10 protein-coding genes are annotated in these 16,360 nt (G+C 64.7%); 7 read left to right on the top strand and 3 right to left on the bottom strand.

The window, feature by feature from the left end:
• Positions 1 to 49: 49 nt before the first annotated feature.
• The gene (locus G3N95_RS06055; protein WP_205969102.1) at positions 50 to 2,569 is read right to left on the bottom strand and encodes a heavy metal translocating P-type ATPase; all 2,520 of its coding nucleotides are present in this window, start codon (positions 2,567 to 2,569) and stop codon (positions 50 to 52) included.
• A gap of 118 nt (positions 2,570 to 2,687) precedes the next feature.
• The gene (locus G3N95_RS06050) at positions 2,688 to 3,332 is read right to left on the bottom strand and encodes an FMN-binding negative transcriptional regulator (protein WP_205969101.1); all 645 of its coding nucleotides are present in this window, start codon (positions 3,330 to 3,332) and stop codon (positions 2,688 to 2,690) included.
• A gap of 238 nt (positions 3,333 to 3,570) precedes the next feature.
• Here G3N95_RS06050 and G3N95_RS06045 point away from each other — a divergent pair, with 238 nt between their 5' ends.
• From G3N95_RS06045 to G3N95_RS06035, 3 genes are all read left to right on the top strand, one after another.
• Positions 3,571 to 4,983, top strand: a complete 1,413-nt coding sequence (locus G3N95_RS06045; protein ID WP_205969100.1) for a DUF1254 domain-containing protein — start codon at positions 3,571 to 3,573, stop codon at positions 4,981 to 4,983.
• 229 nt (positions 4,984 to 5,212) lie between these two features.
• Positions 5,213 to 9,001: a DUF748 domain-containing protein gene (locus G3N95_RS06040; protein ID WP_205969099.1), complete on the top strand. Its 3,789-nt coding sequence runs from the start codon at positions 5,213 to 5,215 to the stop codon at positions 8,999 to 9,001.
• 286 nt (positions 9,002 to 9,287) lie between these two features.
• Entirely contained in the window at positions 9,288 to 9,914 is a 627-nt protein-coding gene (locus G3N95_RS06035) for a septal ring lytic transglycosylase RlpA family protein (RefSeq protein ID WP_205969098.1), read from the top strand.
• A gap of 16 nt (positions 9,915 to 9,930) precedes the next feature.
• Here the strand turns inward: G3N95_RS06035 and G3N95_RS06030 are convergent, their stop codons facing one another.
• On the bottom strand, positions 9,931 to 11,499 hold the full coding sequence (locus G3N95_RS06030; RefSeq protein ID WP_205969097.1) for a PLP-dependent aminotransferase family protein: 1,569 nt from the start codon (positions 11,497 to 11,499) through the stop codon (positions 9,931 to 9,933).
• Between the two features lie 409 nt (positions 11,500 to 11,908).
• Here G3N95_RS06030 and G3N95_RS06025 point away from each other — a divergent pair, with 409 nt between their 5' ends.
• The 4 genes from G3N95_RS06025 to G3N95_RS06010 all read left to right on the top strand — a co-directional run bounded on the left by G3N95_RS06025 (position 11,909) and on the right by G3N95_RS06010 (position 16,338).
• Positions 11,909 to 13,000, top strand: coding sequence for an ABC transporter ATP-binding protein (locus tag G3N95_RS06025; RefSeq protein ID WP_205969096.1), 1,092 nt, complete (start codon positions 11,909 to 11,911; stop codon positions 12,998 to 13,000).
• A gap of 58 nt (positions 13,001 to 13,058) precedes the next feature.
• A complete protein-coding gene (locus G3N95_RS06020) occupies positions 13,059 to 14,111 on the top strand; it encodes an ABC transporter substrate-binding protein (RefSeq protein WP_205969095.1) in 1,053 nt (350 codons plus the stop codon).
• 105 nt (positions 14,112 to 14,216) lie between these two features.
• Positions 14,217 to 15,488: an ABC transporter permease gene (locus tag G3N95_RS06015; RefSeq protein ID WP_205969094.1), complete on the top strand. Its 1,272-nt coding sequence runs from the start codon at positions 14,217 to 14,219 to the stop codon at positions 15,486 to 15,488.
• A gap of 10 nt (positions 15,489 to 15,498) precedes the next feature.
• Positions 15,499 to 16,338, top strand: a complete 840-nt coding sequence (locus G3N95_RS06010) for an ABC transporter permease (protein ID WP_012403613.1) — start codon at positions 15,499 to 15,501, stop codon at positions 16,336 to 16,338.
• Positions 16,339 to 16,360: the final 22 nt, after the last annotated feature.

The following is a 16,360-nucleotide window of genomic DNA, read 5'->3' as shown; positions in this document are numbered from 1 at the left end:
CAAAACCGGGCCTTTCCTTTAATTTTGAAAGGTAGAGATTTGATTTAAATCAATGCGTTGAACGCCAGGTTCGTAGTAGGAGCGCGTTGGTCACGACGCTGACGCTCGAAAACGCCATCGCCGCGCCCGCGATCATCGGGTTCAGGAACCCGAACGCGGCAAGCGGAATGCCGATCAGGTTGTAGACGAAGGCCCAGAACAGGTTCTGGCGGATCTTGCTCCACGTGCGGCGGGAAATGTCGATAGCGTCGGCGACCAGCGCCGGGTCGCCGCGCATCAGCGTAATGCCCGCCGCGTGCATCGCGACGTCGGTGCCCGTCGCCATCGCGATGCCGATGTCGGCGGCGGCGAGCGCGGGCGCGTCGTTGATGCCGTCGCCCGCCATCGCGACCACGCTCGACGTGCGGATCTTCAGGTCGTGCACGACGCGCGCCTTGTCGGACGGCAGCACCTGCGCGTGAACCTCGTCGATGCCGAGCGCGGCGGCCACGCTCTGCGCGCTGCCGTCGTTGTCGCCCGTCACGAGCGCGCTTTTCACACCCATCTGCGACAGCCGTTCGATCGCGGCGCGCGCGCCCGGCTTCAGCGTGTCGCCGAACGCGATCAGCGCAAGCGCCTGTGTCGGCGCGTCGGCGTTGCCGCGCTTGATGAGCCAGGAAATCGTATTGCCTTGTGCCTCGAGTTCGCGAGCGCGTCCGGCGAGGGCGGCCGGCGGCGCGACATTCAGCTCGCCCAGCCAGCGGGTGCTGCCGATCGCGAACGTCTCGCCGCCGATATCGGCTTCCACGCCGCGTCCCGCAATGGCGCGCGCGTCGCTGCCGGTTTGCAAGGGTGTGCCCTTATCGTCCGCGTTTTCCGCTTCGAACGCTTTCACGACAGCCTTCGCCAACGGATGCTCGCTGTGCCGCTGCACGGCCGCCGCCAGCGCGAGTGCTCGCGTCCGGTCGACGCCTTGGGCCACCTCGAACGCCGTGACTGACGGCTGGCCGACCGTCAGCGTGCCCGTCTTGTCGAACGCGACCACGCGGACCTGATGCGCGATTTCGAGCGCCTGCGCGTCCTTGATCAGCACGCCGTGGCGAGCGGCGACACCCGTGCCCGCCATGATCGCCGTGGGCGTGGCAAGGCCGAGCGCGCACGGGCAGGCGATCACCAGCACCGCGACCGCGTTGAGAATCGCGGTTTCGGCGTCATGCCCGGCGAGCAACCAGCCGGCCAGCGTGACGAGCGCGATGGCCAGAATGGCCGGCACGAAGATTTCGCTGACGCGGTCCACCAGCCGCTGAATGGGCGCTTTTTCCGCCTGCGCCGTTTCGACGAGCCGGATGATGCGCGCGAGCGTCGTCTCCGCGCCGATGGCCGTCGTCGTCACGGTGATCGCGCCTTCGCCGTTGATCGAGCCGGCCGTCACGTGGTCGTCGGGCTGCTTCGGCACGGGCAGGCTTTCGCCCGTAATCAGCGATTCGTCGATGTGCGTGCGGCCTTGCAGCACGGCGCCGTCGACGGGTACGCGCTCGCCCGGCCGCACCGCAACCGTCATGCCGACGCGCACCTGCGCGAGCGGCACCTCGTGCTCTTCCGTCCCGACGACGATGCGCGCGCGGTCCGGCCGCAGCGCGTTGAGCGCGCGGATTGCATCGGTGGTCTGGCGCTTCGCGCGCGCTTCGAGCCATTTGCCGAAACGCACCAGCGTAATCACGACCGCCGACGCCTCGAAGTACAGATGCATCGTGTCGCCCGGATGCAGCGCCATCTGGTAGACGCTCACGCCATAAGCCGCCGACGTGCCGAGCGCGACGAGCAGATCCATGTTGCCGGACCACGCGCGCACGGCTTTCCACGCGGCCCGGTAGAAGCGCGCGCCGAACACGAACTGGACGACGGTGGCGAGCGCGAGTTGCAGCGTGGCGGGCAGCATCGCGTGCAGACCGAGCGGTTCCGCGAACATCGGCACGATGAGCGGCAGCGTCAGCAGCGCGCAGATCACGACGGCGCCGAGTTCGCGGCGTACGGCACGGCGCGCGGTGGCGTCCTTGTCTTCGGTGGCGGCGGGCGCGGTGTCGTCGGCGGTCAGCGGCGTCGCCTGATAGCCCGCTTTCGTGACGGCCGCGATCAGCTGATCGACGCCGACCGCGCCGTTGGTCGTCACGGTCGCTTTTTCGGTGGCGAGATTGACGGTCGCGGAGGTCACGCCGGGAATGCGCGCGAGCGCCTTTTCGACGCGGCCGGAGCACGCCGCGCAGGTCATGCCGCCGATCGCGAGTTCGGCGGTCTCGGCGGTCGGTCCGCCGCCGCTCGCGGGCGGCGCGGCGTCCTGCGCCGGCTGCGCGTCGTAGCCTGCTTTGCGCACCGCGCTGACCAGCGTGTCGACGGCGACGGACGCGTCGGCGTCGACGGTGGCTTTTTCCGTCGCCAGGTTCACCGACGCCCGCGCGACGCCCGGCACTTTCGCTAGCGCCTTCTCGACGCGCAGCGCGCACGACGCGCAGGTCATGCCGTGAATGTCGAGTTCCGAGGAGGCCGCCTGGCGGGATGAATCGGCGGTGCGAGGTGTGGCGAGTTCTGTCATGACTGCGAGGCTCCAGTTCGCGCGAGGGCGCATCGTTGGAACCAGTATTGACCTTCCCATGATGGGAAGGTCAAGGGGGAGATTGCAGATTTGCCCGACGTCATGCGTAAAGTCAGTCCTAATCGAGAGCAGGCGGCGCTTCCAGCATCGCCTCCGACACCGCGCGCTGCGCATCGCTGCCGCGCTCGCCCAGTGCGCTGGCCGCACCGCGCCGGTCGACGGATGCCTTGTTCTGGCCCAGTTTCCATTTGCCCGTCAGCCGGGTCACCTCGATTTCGATGCCGACGATGGCGCCGAGCATCTGCGAGATGAAGTCGGCGGGTGCGTCGCCCATCTTCCACGGTACTGGCTCGCCGGCTTCCATCTTGCGCGTGAGCCTCGCGACCAGCCCGCGCACGAACGCTTCGTCGTCGCGCACGGCGATCCGGCCGTGCGCATGCACCACCATATAGTTGTAAGTCGGCACCTGGCGATGTGTCTCGTGCTTGCTCGGATACCACGTCGGCGAGATGTAGGCGGTTGGCCCCTGGAAGATCACGAGGGCATCGGGCCGCTCGGCCGCTTCCTGCCAGACGGGATTGCCGCGCGCGACGTGGGCCCGTAGCGTGCCGTGCGGACCTTTTTCGGCGTCGAATTCGAACGGAACGTGATTGGCATCGAGCCCATTCGGGCCGATGGTCACGAGCGCGCCGAGCGGATGATCGGCGATCAGCCGATGGAGCGTTTCCGGACGGTTTTCTTCGAAATGGGCGGGCACATACATGACTCGGCTCCAGGGCGTGAAACGGCGGTTTGGCCGCCGCCAAACGGCTAACCGTACCGCAAAATTCGCGTGGGCGCTCACGTTCTCGCCTTATTGCTTGCGGGCTGGGCGCGGATAAGTTAAAACCCGATCTCAGAACAGGAATGTCAGGACAATTCGGCAAGTCTGGCGCGGGCGGGGGCTCGGCGGATCGGGCCCGTCCTGGCTCGAGATGACATCCAGGACCGCGGTTCATCGAATGATAAAAAATCGCCGAGATCAGTTTCCGTTTCAATTGGCCTGCGCGACGCTCGCAGGCGTGGCATTCCTCTCCGGCTGCTCGTCGACGCCCATCGTGGCGCCCAAGCCCACGGGCTGGATCAAGGACGAAGTCGCCGACTCCTATGTCTTCGCGTACCCACTCGTGCTGATGGGCGCGGCGCGCGACGCCGCCGTCGGCACGGGTCCAGGCCAGGCGCCCGTGAACACGCTGCGTCACGCGTCGGCGCTGCCGCCCGTCGGTGCGCACAATCCGCCGACGCCCGGCATCGACACGCTCGATTCGACCGCGTGGCTCGACGTCGGCGACGAGCCGGTGATCGTGTCACTGCCGTCGTCGGCGGGCCGCTATCTGGATGCGCGCGCGCTCGACATGTGGACCAACGTGCTGTGGTCGACGAGTACGCCGGGCACGGCGCATGTGTCGGGCATCAAGGCGCAGGCGGTGGCGTTCGCGAAGCCTGACTGGAAGGGCGATCTGCCCAAGGGCGTGAAGCGTATCGACGCGCCCACGCGCAATGTCTGGCTCGACGTACGAATCCAGTCGAACGGCGGGCGCGACCTGACGGCCGTGCGCAAGCTGCAGCGCGGCGTACGCGTGCTGCCGCTGTCCGTCTATGTGGGCGAGGAGTCGGCTGCGTCCGTTGCGCCGCGCAGCATGCCCGCCGACGCGAACCCCGGCACGCCCACCGAGCAGGTCGCGGCACTCGACGCGAAAGGCTTCTTCGATCGCGTCGCGCAACTGCTGCCCGACAATCCGCCTTCCCCCGACGATCCGCATGCGCTCAAGTTTCTCTCGGACCTGGGCGTCAAACCTGACGAGCCGGTCGAGTTGCCCGCCAAAGCCACGGACGCGATCGCCGGCGGTCTCGCCGACGGCCGTGCGCGCATCGCGACGCCGCCCAGCAACATGCTGACGGCGAACGGCTGGAGCTTTTTCGGCGAAGGCGTCGGCAACTACGGCCCCGACTACGCGCTACGTGCATATGCGGCGTACGCGCAGCCGGGCATCGGCACGAAGGACGACGAAGTGCGCGGCAGCGTATCGCTCGACAGCGACGGCCATGCGCTGAACGGCGCGAACCGCTACGTGATGCACTTCGCGCCGAACCAGGTGCCACCCGTGCGTGGCTTCTGGTCGGTCACGGCGTACACGAAAGACGGCGCGCTCGGCGACAGCACGCCGTCGCGGGCGTCCGTCGGCGACAAGGCGGGCGTGCGGCGCAATCGCGACGGCTCGGTCGACGTGACGGTGTCGGCGGCGAAACCGCGCAAGGCGTCCAACTGGTTGCCCGCCCCGCGCGGCGATTTCCAGATGGTGATGCGCCTCTACGCACCGAAGCCCGAAGCCAGCGACGGCACCTGGCAGCCGCCTGCCGTCGTTCGTCAATAAGGGTATCGATAAGCGGCTCGACAAATGGCAAACGTGTCGGTCGCATGACGGCGCGGCACGTTCTCACAACTGAAATCGGGCCGCTTACACTTTCTCACTTTTATTCGCCTGCAACGGTCGTCATTCTCATGACATTTGATGGTTTGCCGGAAGTTCGCGACGTATACTTCCGGCAAGCTGGATCTTCGTCACAACGGCGAGCTTTGCGCCGCCCTACCCGCGACCGAGCATGGCAAGCCCCACCAAAGCAACACTCGCTTCCTCCTTTCAGACCGTCCGCGAAGTAGCGCAAGGACGGCGCGCAAGACGCATCGTTCTCATCGTTTTCGCCGTGCTGGTCGTATTCGGCCTGCTGGGTTTCTTCGCGGCGCCGCCGCTGATCCGTCACATCGCCGAACAGCAGCTGAGCCAGCAACTGGACCGGCCCGCCAGCATCGGCCGGATCGCGCTCAATCCGTACACGCTCAATTTCGAAGCCGACCGCGTGCATATCGGCGAGCGCGGCGGCCAGGGCGATTTCGTCGACATCGAACGGCTGATCGTGCGCACGTCGTGGAGTTCGATTTTCCGGCTCGCGCCCGTCGTCGATGAAGTGCATATCGATTCGCCGCGCTTCACGATCGTCCGCTACGACGCGCAGCGCTTCAATTTCACCGACCTGATCGAGAAGTTCTCGAAGCAGCCGTCGAAGCCCGACAGCAAGCCCGCACAGTTCTCGATCTCGAACATCCGTATCGAGAACGGCAAGATCACCTTCGACGACCGGCTGCTCGGCGTCACGCATGTGATCGATCAATGGCGACTCGGCATTCCGTTCATTGCCACGCTGCCGTCGAAGACGGACATCTTCGTCGAGCCGCTGTTGCGCGCGCGCATCGACGGCAGTCCGCTCGCGATCGACGGACGGACCAAGCCGTTCGCCAAGTCGCACGAATCGCAAGTGTCGTTGCGCTTCGAAGGGCTCGATGTGCCGAAGCTGCTGTCGTATTCGCCGTCGAAGCTGCCTGTCACGGTGCAGGCAGGCAAGCTGTCGAGCGATCTGAACGTGACCTTCGTGATGACGGAAGACGCGCCGACGCTGCGCATCACGGGCACGACGGATCTCACCGACATCGACGTGCTCGACGAGCACAAGGCGCCGTTCTTCGCCGCGCGTTCGCTGCATGTGGCCGCGCAGACGCTGGAGCCGCTGAAGAGCGTCTATCGTTTCGACGACATCCGCCTCGACTCGCCAACCGTGCATCTCGCGCGCGACAAGAGCGGGGTGCTGAGCGTGCAGCGCACATTCGCGCCCGCGCCGGCCGCGAGTGAGCCGAAAGCCGCCAGCGCGCCTGCCGCGCCCGCCGTGGCATCCGGCGCGAGCGGCGCAGCGGCAGCCGAAGCCGCCAAGGCGGCGCCGCCGCTCGATCTGCAGATCAAGCATTTCGCGTTGTCCGACGGTGTTGTCGACGTGCAGGACGAAGCGGCATCGCGACCCGTATCGGCGGGGCTGAACAATCTGGCCGTCACGCTCGACGACTTCACGACGCTCGGCAAGACCCCCGCGCGCTACACGCTGAACACGAAGGTCCAGAACCATCCGCAGAGCACGCTCGGCGTCACGGGCAACCTGACGCTCGCTGCCAAAACGGCCGATGCGAAGATCGACCTGAAGTCGGCGCAACTGCCCATTCTGCAGCCGTATCTCGACACGGTGACGGCGGCGAAGGTGCTCGACGGCACGCTCAGCGTGCAGTCGAACCTGAGCGCGAACTGGTCGAAAGAGCCCGTGGATCTGCAGATCGGCGAGAGCCAGCTCGACCTGCAATCGCTGAAGCTGGCGGCCGCAGGCGCGAAGCAGCCGGCCGTTGCGATTGCGGACGGCAAGGCGAGCATCAAGCATGTGGATCTGGCGGCGCGCAAGGCGGAGATCGACGGCGTCGATTTGACGGGACTGTCGGTCGACGCGCAGCGCCTGAAAGACGGCACCATCGATCTGGCCGCGCTCGCCGGTCCGCCGCACGAGGAAGTGCACGAGCGCACCGTGATCCACGCGGCGAAGAAGGCGACGCAGGAAGGACCGCCGTGGCACTACAGCATCGGCGAACTGAATCTGAAGAACAGTGCGGCGACCTTCACCGACAACACGACGCCACGCCCCGTCAAAGTTGACGTGACGCCGCTGAACCTCAAGGTGCAGAAGATCAGCGACGACCTGAGCCGCGCGCTGCCCGTCGATCTGCAGGCGACGGTGAACGGCAAGGGCACGCTCGGCGTGAAGGGCGACGTGACGGCGACGCCGCTCAAGCTCGCGCTGAAGGTCGACGCGAACCGGCTGGATGCCGCCGCGTTCGAGCCGTACTTCGGCAGCGCGTTGAACGCGACCGTCGCGAGCGCGCTGCTCAACGCGAGCGGCGACGTCACGCTGGCACAAGGGGAGAAAGCGAAGGGCGTGCGTGCGACGTATCGCGGCGACGCCGCGCTCGTCGACGTGCGGATGATCGACAAGGCCACGTCGGACCCGTTCGCGGGCTGGCGCTCGCTGGCGCTGACGGGCATCAAGGCGAATTACGACGAGCGCGGCACGGACGTGGATGCCGCCAAGGTCACGTTCGCGAACTTCTACGGCCGCGTGCTGCTCGACGCGCAAGGCAAGCTGAATCTGAAGGACGTGGTCGCGCACGAATCTGGCGCGCCGCAGTCGCTGACACGCGATCAGAGCGGCAAGGGCAAGGAGCCGATTCCGTTGAGTCCGCCTGCCGCGTCGGAAGCGCAAGCCGCGGCGACGCCTGCTTCTGCTGCTTCCTCGACGAATACGGCCGTGACGGCGGCGACGCCGCCGCAAAGTCCCGTGCGTCTGCACTTCGGCCAGCTCGTGCTGCAAAACGGCCGCGTCAACTACACCGACAACTTCATCAAGCCAAACTACTCGGCGAACCTGATCGCGATCCAGGGCACGGTGGGCGCATTCGGCACGGAGTCGAAGCAGTCGGCGCCCGTCGACGTGTCGGCGAAGCTCGCGGCCAACGGCCCCATCACGATCCGTGGTTCGGTCAATCCGCTGATCGCGAAGCCTGCGCTCGATCTGACCGCCACGGCGCACGGCATCGAACTGACCAATCTGACGCCGTACTCGGCGAAGTACGCGGGTTATCCGATCACGAAGGGCAAGCTGAACGTCGATCTGCACTATCAACTGGCGAACGACCAGTTGACGGCGAACAACCACATCTTCATCGACCAGCTGACGTTCGGCGATCACGTCGACAACGACACGGCGACGAAGCTGCCCGTGAAGCTCGCCATTTCGCTGCTGAAGAACTCGCGCGGCGAGATCGACGTGGACATTCCCGTGTCGGGTTCGCTCGCGAACCCGGAATTCAGCGTCGGCGGGCTGATCTGGCATGCGGTGCTCAATCTGCTGCAGAAGGCCGTGACGGCGCCGTTCACACTGCTCGCACACGCATTCGGCGGCAACGGCGAAGAACTCGGCTATGTCGAGTTTGACGCGGGTTCGGCCGTGTTGTCCGACACGTCGCAGAAGAAGCTCGACACGATCGTAAAGGCGCTGTCCGACAAGCCGTCGATCCGCCTCGACATCATCGGGCGCGTCGATCCCGCCGTCGATACGCCGGCGCTGCGCACCTTGTATGTCGACCGGCTTGTGCGTCAGCAGAAGATCAAGGACACCGTCGGCAACGGCGAGAGCGTCGATCCGATGACGATCAAGGTCGACGACAAGGAATACGACAAGTACCTGACCAAGGTCTACAAGGATTCGGACTTCAAGAAGCCGCGCAATATCGTCGGCCTGACCAAGACGCTGCCCGACGACGAGATGAAGGCCGCGCTCGCCGAGCATGCGCCCGTCAACGACGCGAGCCTGCGCGATCTCGCCCAGCGGCGCGCACAGGCCGTGCAGCAGTACTTCGAAGGCAAGATCGACAGTGGGCGCGTGTTTATCGTGGCGCCAAAGCTCGACGCTTCGGGCATCAGCGACAAGGGCGCGACGACTCGGGTGGATTTCGGGTTGAAGTAACGCGCGTTTCGATCAATGGAGCCGGCGCCCGTCATGCGGCGCCGCGCTCACGCTTCTTCACATGTTTGCCGCGTTCGAGCGCGCGCACGTCAACAATCGTCAAGGATGACGGATCGCGAGCGGGTTCGTTTAGGATGCCAGCCTTTGCGCCGCCTGGGCGCAACGATTCCGGCTAACCAGGGCACCTGGCTATGCGCGTCGCGCTCACGCAAGCGGCCCGGTCGAGGAACTGCGAGAAAACCGTCGATGCGCATCGTCCGATGCCATTCCGAAGACGAGCTATCGCTTGAAAAAGAAACCCTTGCTGCGCCGCCTCGGAGCTTCCGTGTCCTTCCTGCTGCTCGCGAGTGTGTTGCCTGCAGCGGCATCGGCGGCTGGCGCGAAACACAAGCCGGCTGATCCCCGGCCGCGTCAACGGGCGAAGAATGCGCAGCACGGCGCGACCGTCGATCCGCACGCCGCTTCACATACTGCTTCACATACGGATACACACGCTGACCCGAGACATCAGGCCAATCGGGCTGCGCACATCGCCCACGCGGCGAGCGTGAAAGGGCACGCATCGCGCTTCCGGCAACTGGGGCTCGCGTCCTGGTACGGACGCGGCTTTCATGGACGCCGCACCGCGAACGGCGAGCACTACGACATGTACGCGATGACGGCCGCGCACCGCACCTTGCCGCTTGGTTCGTATGTGCGCGTGACGTCGCTGGCGAATGCGAGAACCGTGGTGGTGCGCATCAACGACCGCGGGCCCTACGCGCGCGGCCGCGTGATCGATCTGTCGTATCTGGCTGCGTCGGAGCTCGGGATGCATCGCGCGGGCGTGACGAAGGTGGCGATCGAGCGCGTCGACAAGCCCGAGGTGGAGCGGATCGCGCATCGTCAGATGCATCTGACGGCGCACGGGTAACGCGCCACTTGCCTCGTCAAGCCGCCCGCGTCGGCACGACCGCCGTATTCAATGCAGTGCGCTCGATCACGCGGGCGAGCGTGTCGAACGACGGCCCGATGCGTTCGTTCGGCACGCATGCATAGCCGAGCAGCAGGCCGCGGCGCTCCGGTGTTTCGCTGTTGTAGTACGACGCGAGCGGACGCACGATCACGCCCGCATCGTAGGAAGCCGCCGTCACCTCGCGGTCGTTCGCGTGGTCGGGCAGACCGAGCACCAGATGCAGCCCCGCTTCGTCGCCCATCACGGGCAGCGCGTCGCCGAAGCGCGCGGTGATCGCGTCGATCAGGATCTGGCGGCGCTCGCCGTACAGCGCCCGCATGCGCCGCACGTGCGAGGTCAGATAGCCGTCCATGATGAATTCCGTCAGCACCGCCTGCTGCATTAGCTGTCCTTCGCGATACAGCTCGGCGACGCCCGTGCGGAACGTATCGACCAGATGCTCCGGCGCGATCATGTAGCCGATCCGCAAGCCCGGAAACAGCATCTTCCCCAGACTGCCGACGTAGATCACCTGGCCCGCGTCGTCGAGGCCCTGCAGCGACGCGAGCGGCCGGCTGCCATAGCGGAACTCGCTGTCGTAGTCGTCCTCGATGATCCACGTGCCGTGCTGGCGCGCGTATTCGAGCAGCGTGCGGCGGCGCGCGAGGCTCATCACCATGCCGAGCGGATACTGATGCGACGGCGTCACGAGTGCGATGCGCGGCGGCGACTGCAAGTCGGATTCGCGCGGATTGAGCCCTTCGTCGTCGACGGGCACGGGCACGAGCGTCAGCCCCGACGATTGCAACACGCTGCGCGCGCCCCAATAACACGGCTCTTCGACCCACGCGCGGTCGCCGACATCCGTCAGCAGACGCACGGCGAGATCGATCGACTGGTGAATGCCCGTCGTGATGATGATCTGGTCCGGCGTGCACTTGACCGAACGCGCGACCCGCAGATAGTCCGACAACGCGCGCCGCAGCGGACGATAGCCGCCGCCGGGCGCATAGGTCAGCAGATCGGGATTCGCTTCCTTCCAGAGCTTGGCTTGCAGGCGGCTCCACGTGCGCGCCGGAAACTCGGCGACATCCGGCACGCCCGGCATGAATGCGCCCCACTGTTTGGCCGACACGCCAGCCTGTCGAATGAGCCGCGCGCCGCGCGTCGACAGGCCGCTTTGCGCCGGTGCAGCAGACGACGCACTGCCGGCCGCGCTCGCAAGCGTACCGACCGCGCCAATGGAGCCACTCGCCGCCGATGACACCTTGCGTGCGTTGACGGCGGCCGTGTCCGGCCGCGTGTCGGCGACATAGGTGCCGCTGCCCGTGGTCGAGATCACATAGCCTTCGGCCGTGAGCTGGTCGTACACGTGCAGCACGGTATTGCGCGCGATGCCGAGGTCCGACGCCAGCACGCGCGAGCTGGGCAGCTTCGCGCCCGGCAGCAGTTGGCCCGTCAGGATGGCCTGCTGCATCAGTTCTAGCACTTGACGGTAGACGGGTTCGGCCGCCGTCCGGTCAAGCCGCGCGGCGAGCCAGTCCGACAGGATGACGTGGTCCAAGTGGTTCTATCCGGAATTATGAAATGGTTCCCTATTGTAGAACCGTAACGGGCTATAGTGGATCACGCAATCGACGCGATTCTTCAAAACGGGTGGAACCATATCTGCGTAGAAACCCGTAGATATTGTGGAATTGACGCGAGCTTCGACAGCTTTGCATGGGGCCGCAATTCGCGCTAAAGCGCTAACTGCGGCCGACAGCTTTGCATGGGACCCAAGTAAGCGCTAAAGCGCCAACTCGGGCCGACAGCTTTGCATGGGGCCGCAGTAAGCGCTAAAGCGCCAACTGCGGCCGACAGCTTTGCATGGGACCCGAGTAAGCGCTAAAGCGCTAACTCGGGTCGACAGCTTTGCATGGGACCCGAGTAAGCGCTAAAGCGCTAACTCGGGTCGACAGGAGACCGACACGATGAAGACCGAAGACGTAATCGTCAGCTTTCGGGGTGTGCGCAAGACCTATGACGGCGAAACGCTCGTCGTCAAGCAACTCGATCTCGACATCTATCAAGGCGAGTTCCTCACGCTGCTCGGGCCGTCGGGCTCGGGCAAGACCACCTGCCTGATGATGCTCGCGGGCTTCGAATTCCCGACGGGCGGCGAAATCTGGCTCGACGGCCAACTGCTCAACAACGTGCCGCCGCACAAGCGCAACATCGGCATGGTGTTCCAGAACTACGCACTGTTCCCGCATCTCACCGTCGAGCAGAACGTCGCGTATCCGCTGACGGTGCGCAAGCTGCCCGCCGACGAACGCGCGCACAAGGTCAACAACGCGCTGAAGATGGTCCGCATGGAAGGCTTCGCGAAGCGTTATCCCGCACAGCTGTCCGGCGGCCAGCAGCAGCGTATCGCGCTGGCGCGTGCGCTGGTGTTCGAACCCAAGCTCGTGTTGATGGACGAGCCGCTCGGCGCACTCGACAAACAGTTGCGCGAGCACATGCAATACGAACTCAAGTCGCTGCACGAAAAGCTCGGCGTGACGTTCGTCTACGTCACGCACGATCAGGGCGAGGCGCTGACCATGTCCGACCGCGTCGCCGTGTTCGACAAGGGCATCGTGCAGCAGCTCGATACCGTCGACAGCCTGTACGAATCGCCGTGCAACGAGTTCGTCGCGAACTTCATCGGCGACAGCAACCGGCTGCGCGGCACGATCGCGAATGTCGACGGCGACTACTGCGAGTTTCACCTGATCGACGGCACGCGGCTCGTCGGGCGCAATATCGGTGGCGCGCAGGCGGGTGCGCAAGGCATCGCATGTATCCGGCCTGAGCGCATGAAACTCGCGGCGGGTGCGTCGAAGCCCGGCGCGAATGCGCTGGCGGGCGAGGCGCGCGGCCTCATCTATTTCGGCGACCACGTGCGCATGCGCTGCGGTCTGCCGCAACAGGACGAGTGCTTCGTCAAGGTGCCGCTCGGCACGGACGCGCTCGACGGCTTCGCACCGGGCGTGCCCATCGCGCTCGAGTTCGCGCCGGAACATCTGCGCGTATTCGCGTGAACAGAAACACAACAACGTCAACGTCGTAAGCAGTCCATCACACCATAGAGGAACCATCATGAAGAAGATCGTGCAATCGCGCTGTGCCGTGGCTGTCGGCGCTTTCGTCCTCGCGCTCGGCGCTGTCGCGCAGGCGAACGCGGCGGAACTGACGGTCGTGAACTTCGGCGGCGCGAATGGCGACGCGCAGAAGGCGGCATTCAACCAGCCGTTCGAAGCGAGCAGCGGCTCGAAGGTGACGGCCGTCGAATACAACGGCGAGCAGGCCAAAGTGAAGGCGATGGTCGAAGCGAAGCATGTGAACTGGGACGTCGTCGAAGTCGAATCGGGCGATCTCGGCCGTGGCTGCGACGAAGGTCTGTACGAAAAGCTCGACTGGTCGAAGCTCGGCAAGAAATCGGATCTGATTCCGGAAGCGCCGCAAACGTGCGGCGTCGGCATCTTCGTGTGGTCGACGGCGATGGCGTACAACGCCGACAAGCTGAAGACGGCGCCCGCGAGCTGGGCCGACTTCTGGGACACCAAGAAATTCCCCGGCAAGCGCGGCATGCGCAAGGGCGCGCGCTACAACCTGGAGTTCGCGCTGATGGCCGACGGCGTTGCGCCGAAGGACGTCTACAAGGTGCTCGGCACGAAGGAAGGCCAGGACCGCGCGTTCAAGAAGCTCGACGAGCTGAAGCCGAATATCCAGTGGTGGGAAGCGGGCGCGCAGCCGCCGCAATTCCTCGTCGCGGGCGACGTGGTGATGTCGACGGCGTATAACGGCCGTATCGATGCCGCGCAGAAGGAAGGCAAGAACCTGAAGGTCGTGTGGAACGGCAGCATCTACGACCTCGACTACTGGGCAATGCCGAAGGGCACGCCGAACAAGGCGCTGGCCGAGAAGTACATCGCGTACACGATTTCGTCGAAGCCTCAGCAGGAGTACGCGAAGCACATCGCGTACGGCCCGGTGAACGAGTCGGCGATCAAGTCGCTCGACGCGAAGACGCTCGCCAATCTGCCGAATTCGCCTGCCAACGGCAAGAACGCCGTGCTGCAGAACCTGACGTTCTGGACCGATCACGGCGACGAACTGGAGCAGCGTTTCGCGTCGTGGGCGTCGAAGTAAGCGTTTCGCGTTGAACGATGCGGCTTTCCTGGCGGAAGGAGAAAGCCGCATCGCCGCTGTACGAAGCAACGGCATGCATGGCTGCATGAGAGGCAGGAGAATAGTGTGACCACGATCACGATCGCCGCCGACGCGGCTCCCGAGTCGACGGGCAAACTCAAGCGCGAGCTGAAGGCAGCGGAAGCGAAGAAGCGCGCAGTGGCGCTGCTGCTGATCGCGCCGCTCGCGATTTTTCTGCTGATGATTTTTGTCGTGCCGATCGGCGCGCTGCTGACGCGAGCGGTTCAAAACCCCGAGATCGCGACGGCGCTGCCGCATACCATCACGGCGTTGCGCGACTGGGATCGCAAGTCGGCGCCGACTGATGCTGCTTACGCGGCCCTCGCGACCGATCTCACCGCGGTCGCCGACGGCGAAGCGATGGGCGCGCTCGCACGGCGTCTGAATACGGAGATTCCCGGTTATCGCTCGCTCGTCGCGAAGACGGCGCGTGCGATGCCGCTCAACGACGACGCGGGACACGCGCTGCCGCCGGCGCAGGTGAAGGCGAAGATTCTCGAAGTCGACGAGCGCTGGGGCGACGCGAAGTACTGGCAGGCGATCGCCAAGAACGGCAGCACATATTCGCCGTTCTATCTGCTCGCCGCGCTCGATCACAAGCAGGACGCATTCGGCAACATCATTCCGACCGATCCCGAACAGCAGATCTATCTCGCTGTGTTCAGCCGCACCTTCGTGATCGGTTTCGCGGTGACGGTGTTCGCTTTGCTGCTCGGTTATCCGCTCGCGTACTGGATCTCGACGCTCAACGAACGGCGCGCGAACCTGGTGATGATCCTGGTGCTGATTCCGTTCTGGACGTCGATTCTCGTGCGCGTCGCCGCGTGGATCGTGATTTTGCAGAGCGAAGGTCTCGTGAACAAGGCGCTGATCGGCATGGGCGTGATACACGATCCGTTCGCGCTGCTGTTCAACCGCGTCGGCGTATATATCTCGATGACGCACATCCTGTTGCCGTTCATGATCCTGCCGCTTTACAGCGTGATGAAGTCGATTCCGCCCACCTATCAGCGGGCGGCGGTTTCGCTCGGTTCGCATCCGTTTGCCGCATTCTGGCGCGTGTATGTGCCGCAGACTTATCCGGGTATCGGCGCGGGCGCGCTGCTGGTGTTCATACTCGCGATCGGCTACTACATCACGCCGGCTTTGCTCGGCGGACCGAACGATCAGATGGTCAGCTACTACGTTGCGTACTTCACCAACGTGACGATCAACTGGGGCATGGCGTGTGCGCTCGGCGGACTGTTGCTCGCTGCGACGCTCGTGCTGTATGTGATTTACGGACGCTTCACGCGTTCGAACGTGAGCCTGGGTTGAGGAGCGCGCGATGAAAATGGCCAAACCGATGTTCGCGCCGCACACGTCGACGATCGAACGCATCTGGTACTTCACATTGCGCGGGCTTGCCGTGTTGACGCTGCTGTATCTGATCCTGCCTGTGCTCGCGATCGTGCCGCTGTCGTTCTCGTCGAGCACGTTCCTCGTTTATCCGATTCCGGGCTGGTCGCTGCGCTGGTATCAGAACCTGGTCGCCTCCGATGAATGGCGGATGGCCGCGAAGAACAGCTTCATCGTCGCGCCGTCGGCGACGGTGCTGGCGACCGTGCTTGGGACGCTCGCGGCGATCGGGCTGACCAAAGCCAACTTCAAGGGCAAGGCGTTGCTGATGGCGATACTGATCTCGCCGATGATCGTGCCTGTCGTTGTGGTCGGTGTGGGGATGTATCTGTTTTTTGCGCCGCTGGGGCTGGCGAACACGTATATCGGGTTGATCATGGCGCATGCTTCTCTTGGTGTGCCATTCGTCGTGACTACGGTTGCCGCTACGCTTCAAGGCTTCAATTACAACCTTGTGCGGGCGAGTTTGTCGTTAGGCGCGAGTCCTGTGAAGACCTTTTTTAGTATCACGTTGCCGGTGATTGCGCCTGGTGTGATTTCGGGTGCACTGTTCGCGTTTGCCACATCGTTCGATGAGGTCGTCGTTACGCTGTTTCTCGCTGGCGCGGATCAGACTACTTTGCCGCGGCAGATGTTTACCGGTATTCGCGAGAACATCAGTCCTACTATTGCTGCGCTGGCTACGATTCTTATTGTGTTTTCAACCTGTTTGCTGCTTGCGCTTGAGTGGCTGCGGGGGAGGAATGCTGCGCGGGCTGTGGCGGTGTAGGGGGAGGTGTGGGTGTTGGTGT

This window comes from Paraburkholderia sp. Tr-20389, assembly GCF_017104565.1.
Taxonomy (GTDB): Bacteria; Pseudomonadota; Gammaproteobacteria; order Burkholderiales; family Burkholderiaceae; genus Paraburkholderia.
Note: the sequence above shows the minus strand (reverse complement) of the source record. Positions and strands in the feature narration are given on the sequence as shown.

Excerpts from the sequence above, each read along its gene's own strand:
- G3N95_RS06055 (WP_205969102.1), bottom strand. The coding sequence starts at position 2,569 with ATGACAGAACTCGCCACACCTCGCACCGCCGATTCATCCCGCCAGGCG.
- G3N95_RS06050 (WP_205969101.1), bottom strand. The coding sequence starts at position 3,332 with ATGTATGTGCCCGCCCATTTCGAAGAAAACCGTCCGGAAACGCTCCAT.
- G3N95_RS06045 (WP_205969100.1), top strand. The coding sequence starts at position 3,571 with ATGATAAAAAATCGCCGAGATCAGTTTCCGTTTCAATTGGCCTGCGCG.
- G3N95_RS06040 (WP_205969099.1), top strand. The coding sequence starts at position 5,213 with ATGGCAAGCCCCACCAAAGCAACACTCGCTTCCTCCTTTCAGACCGTC.
- G3N95_RS06025 (WP_205969096.1), top strand. The coding sequence starts at position 11,909 with ATGAAGACCGAAGACGTAATCGTCAGCTTTCGGGGTGTGCGCAAGACC.
- G3N95_RS06020 (WP_205969095.1), top strand. The coding sequence starts at position 13,059 with ATGAAGAAGATCGTGCAATCGCGCTGTGCCGTGGCTGTCGGCGCTTTC.
- G3N95_RS06010 (WP_012403613.1), top strand. The coding sequence starts at position 15,499 with ATGAAAATGGCCAAACCGATGTTCGCGCCGCACACGTCGACGATCGAA.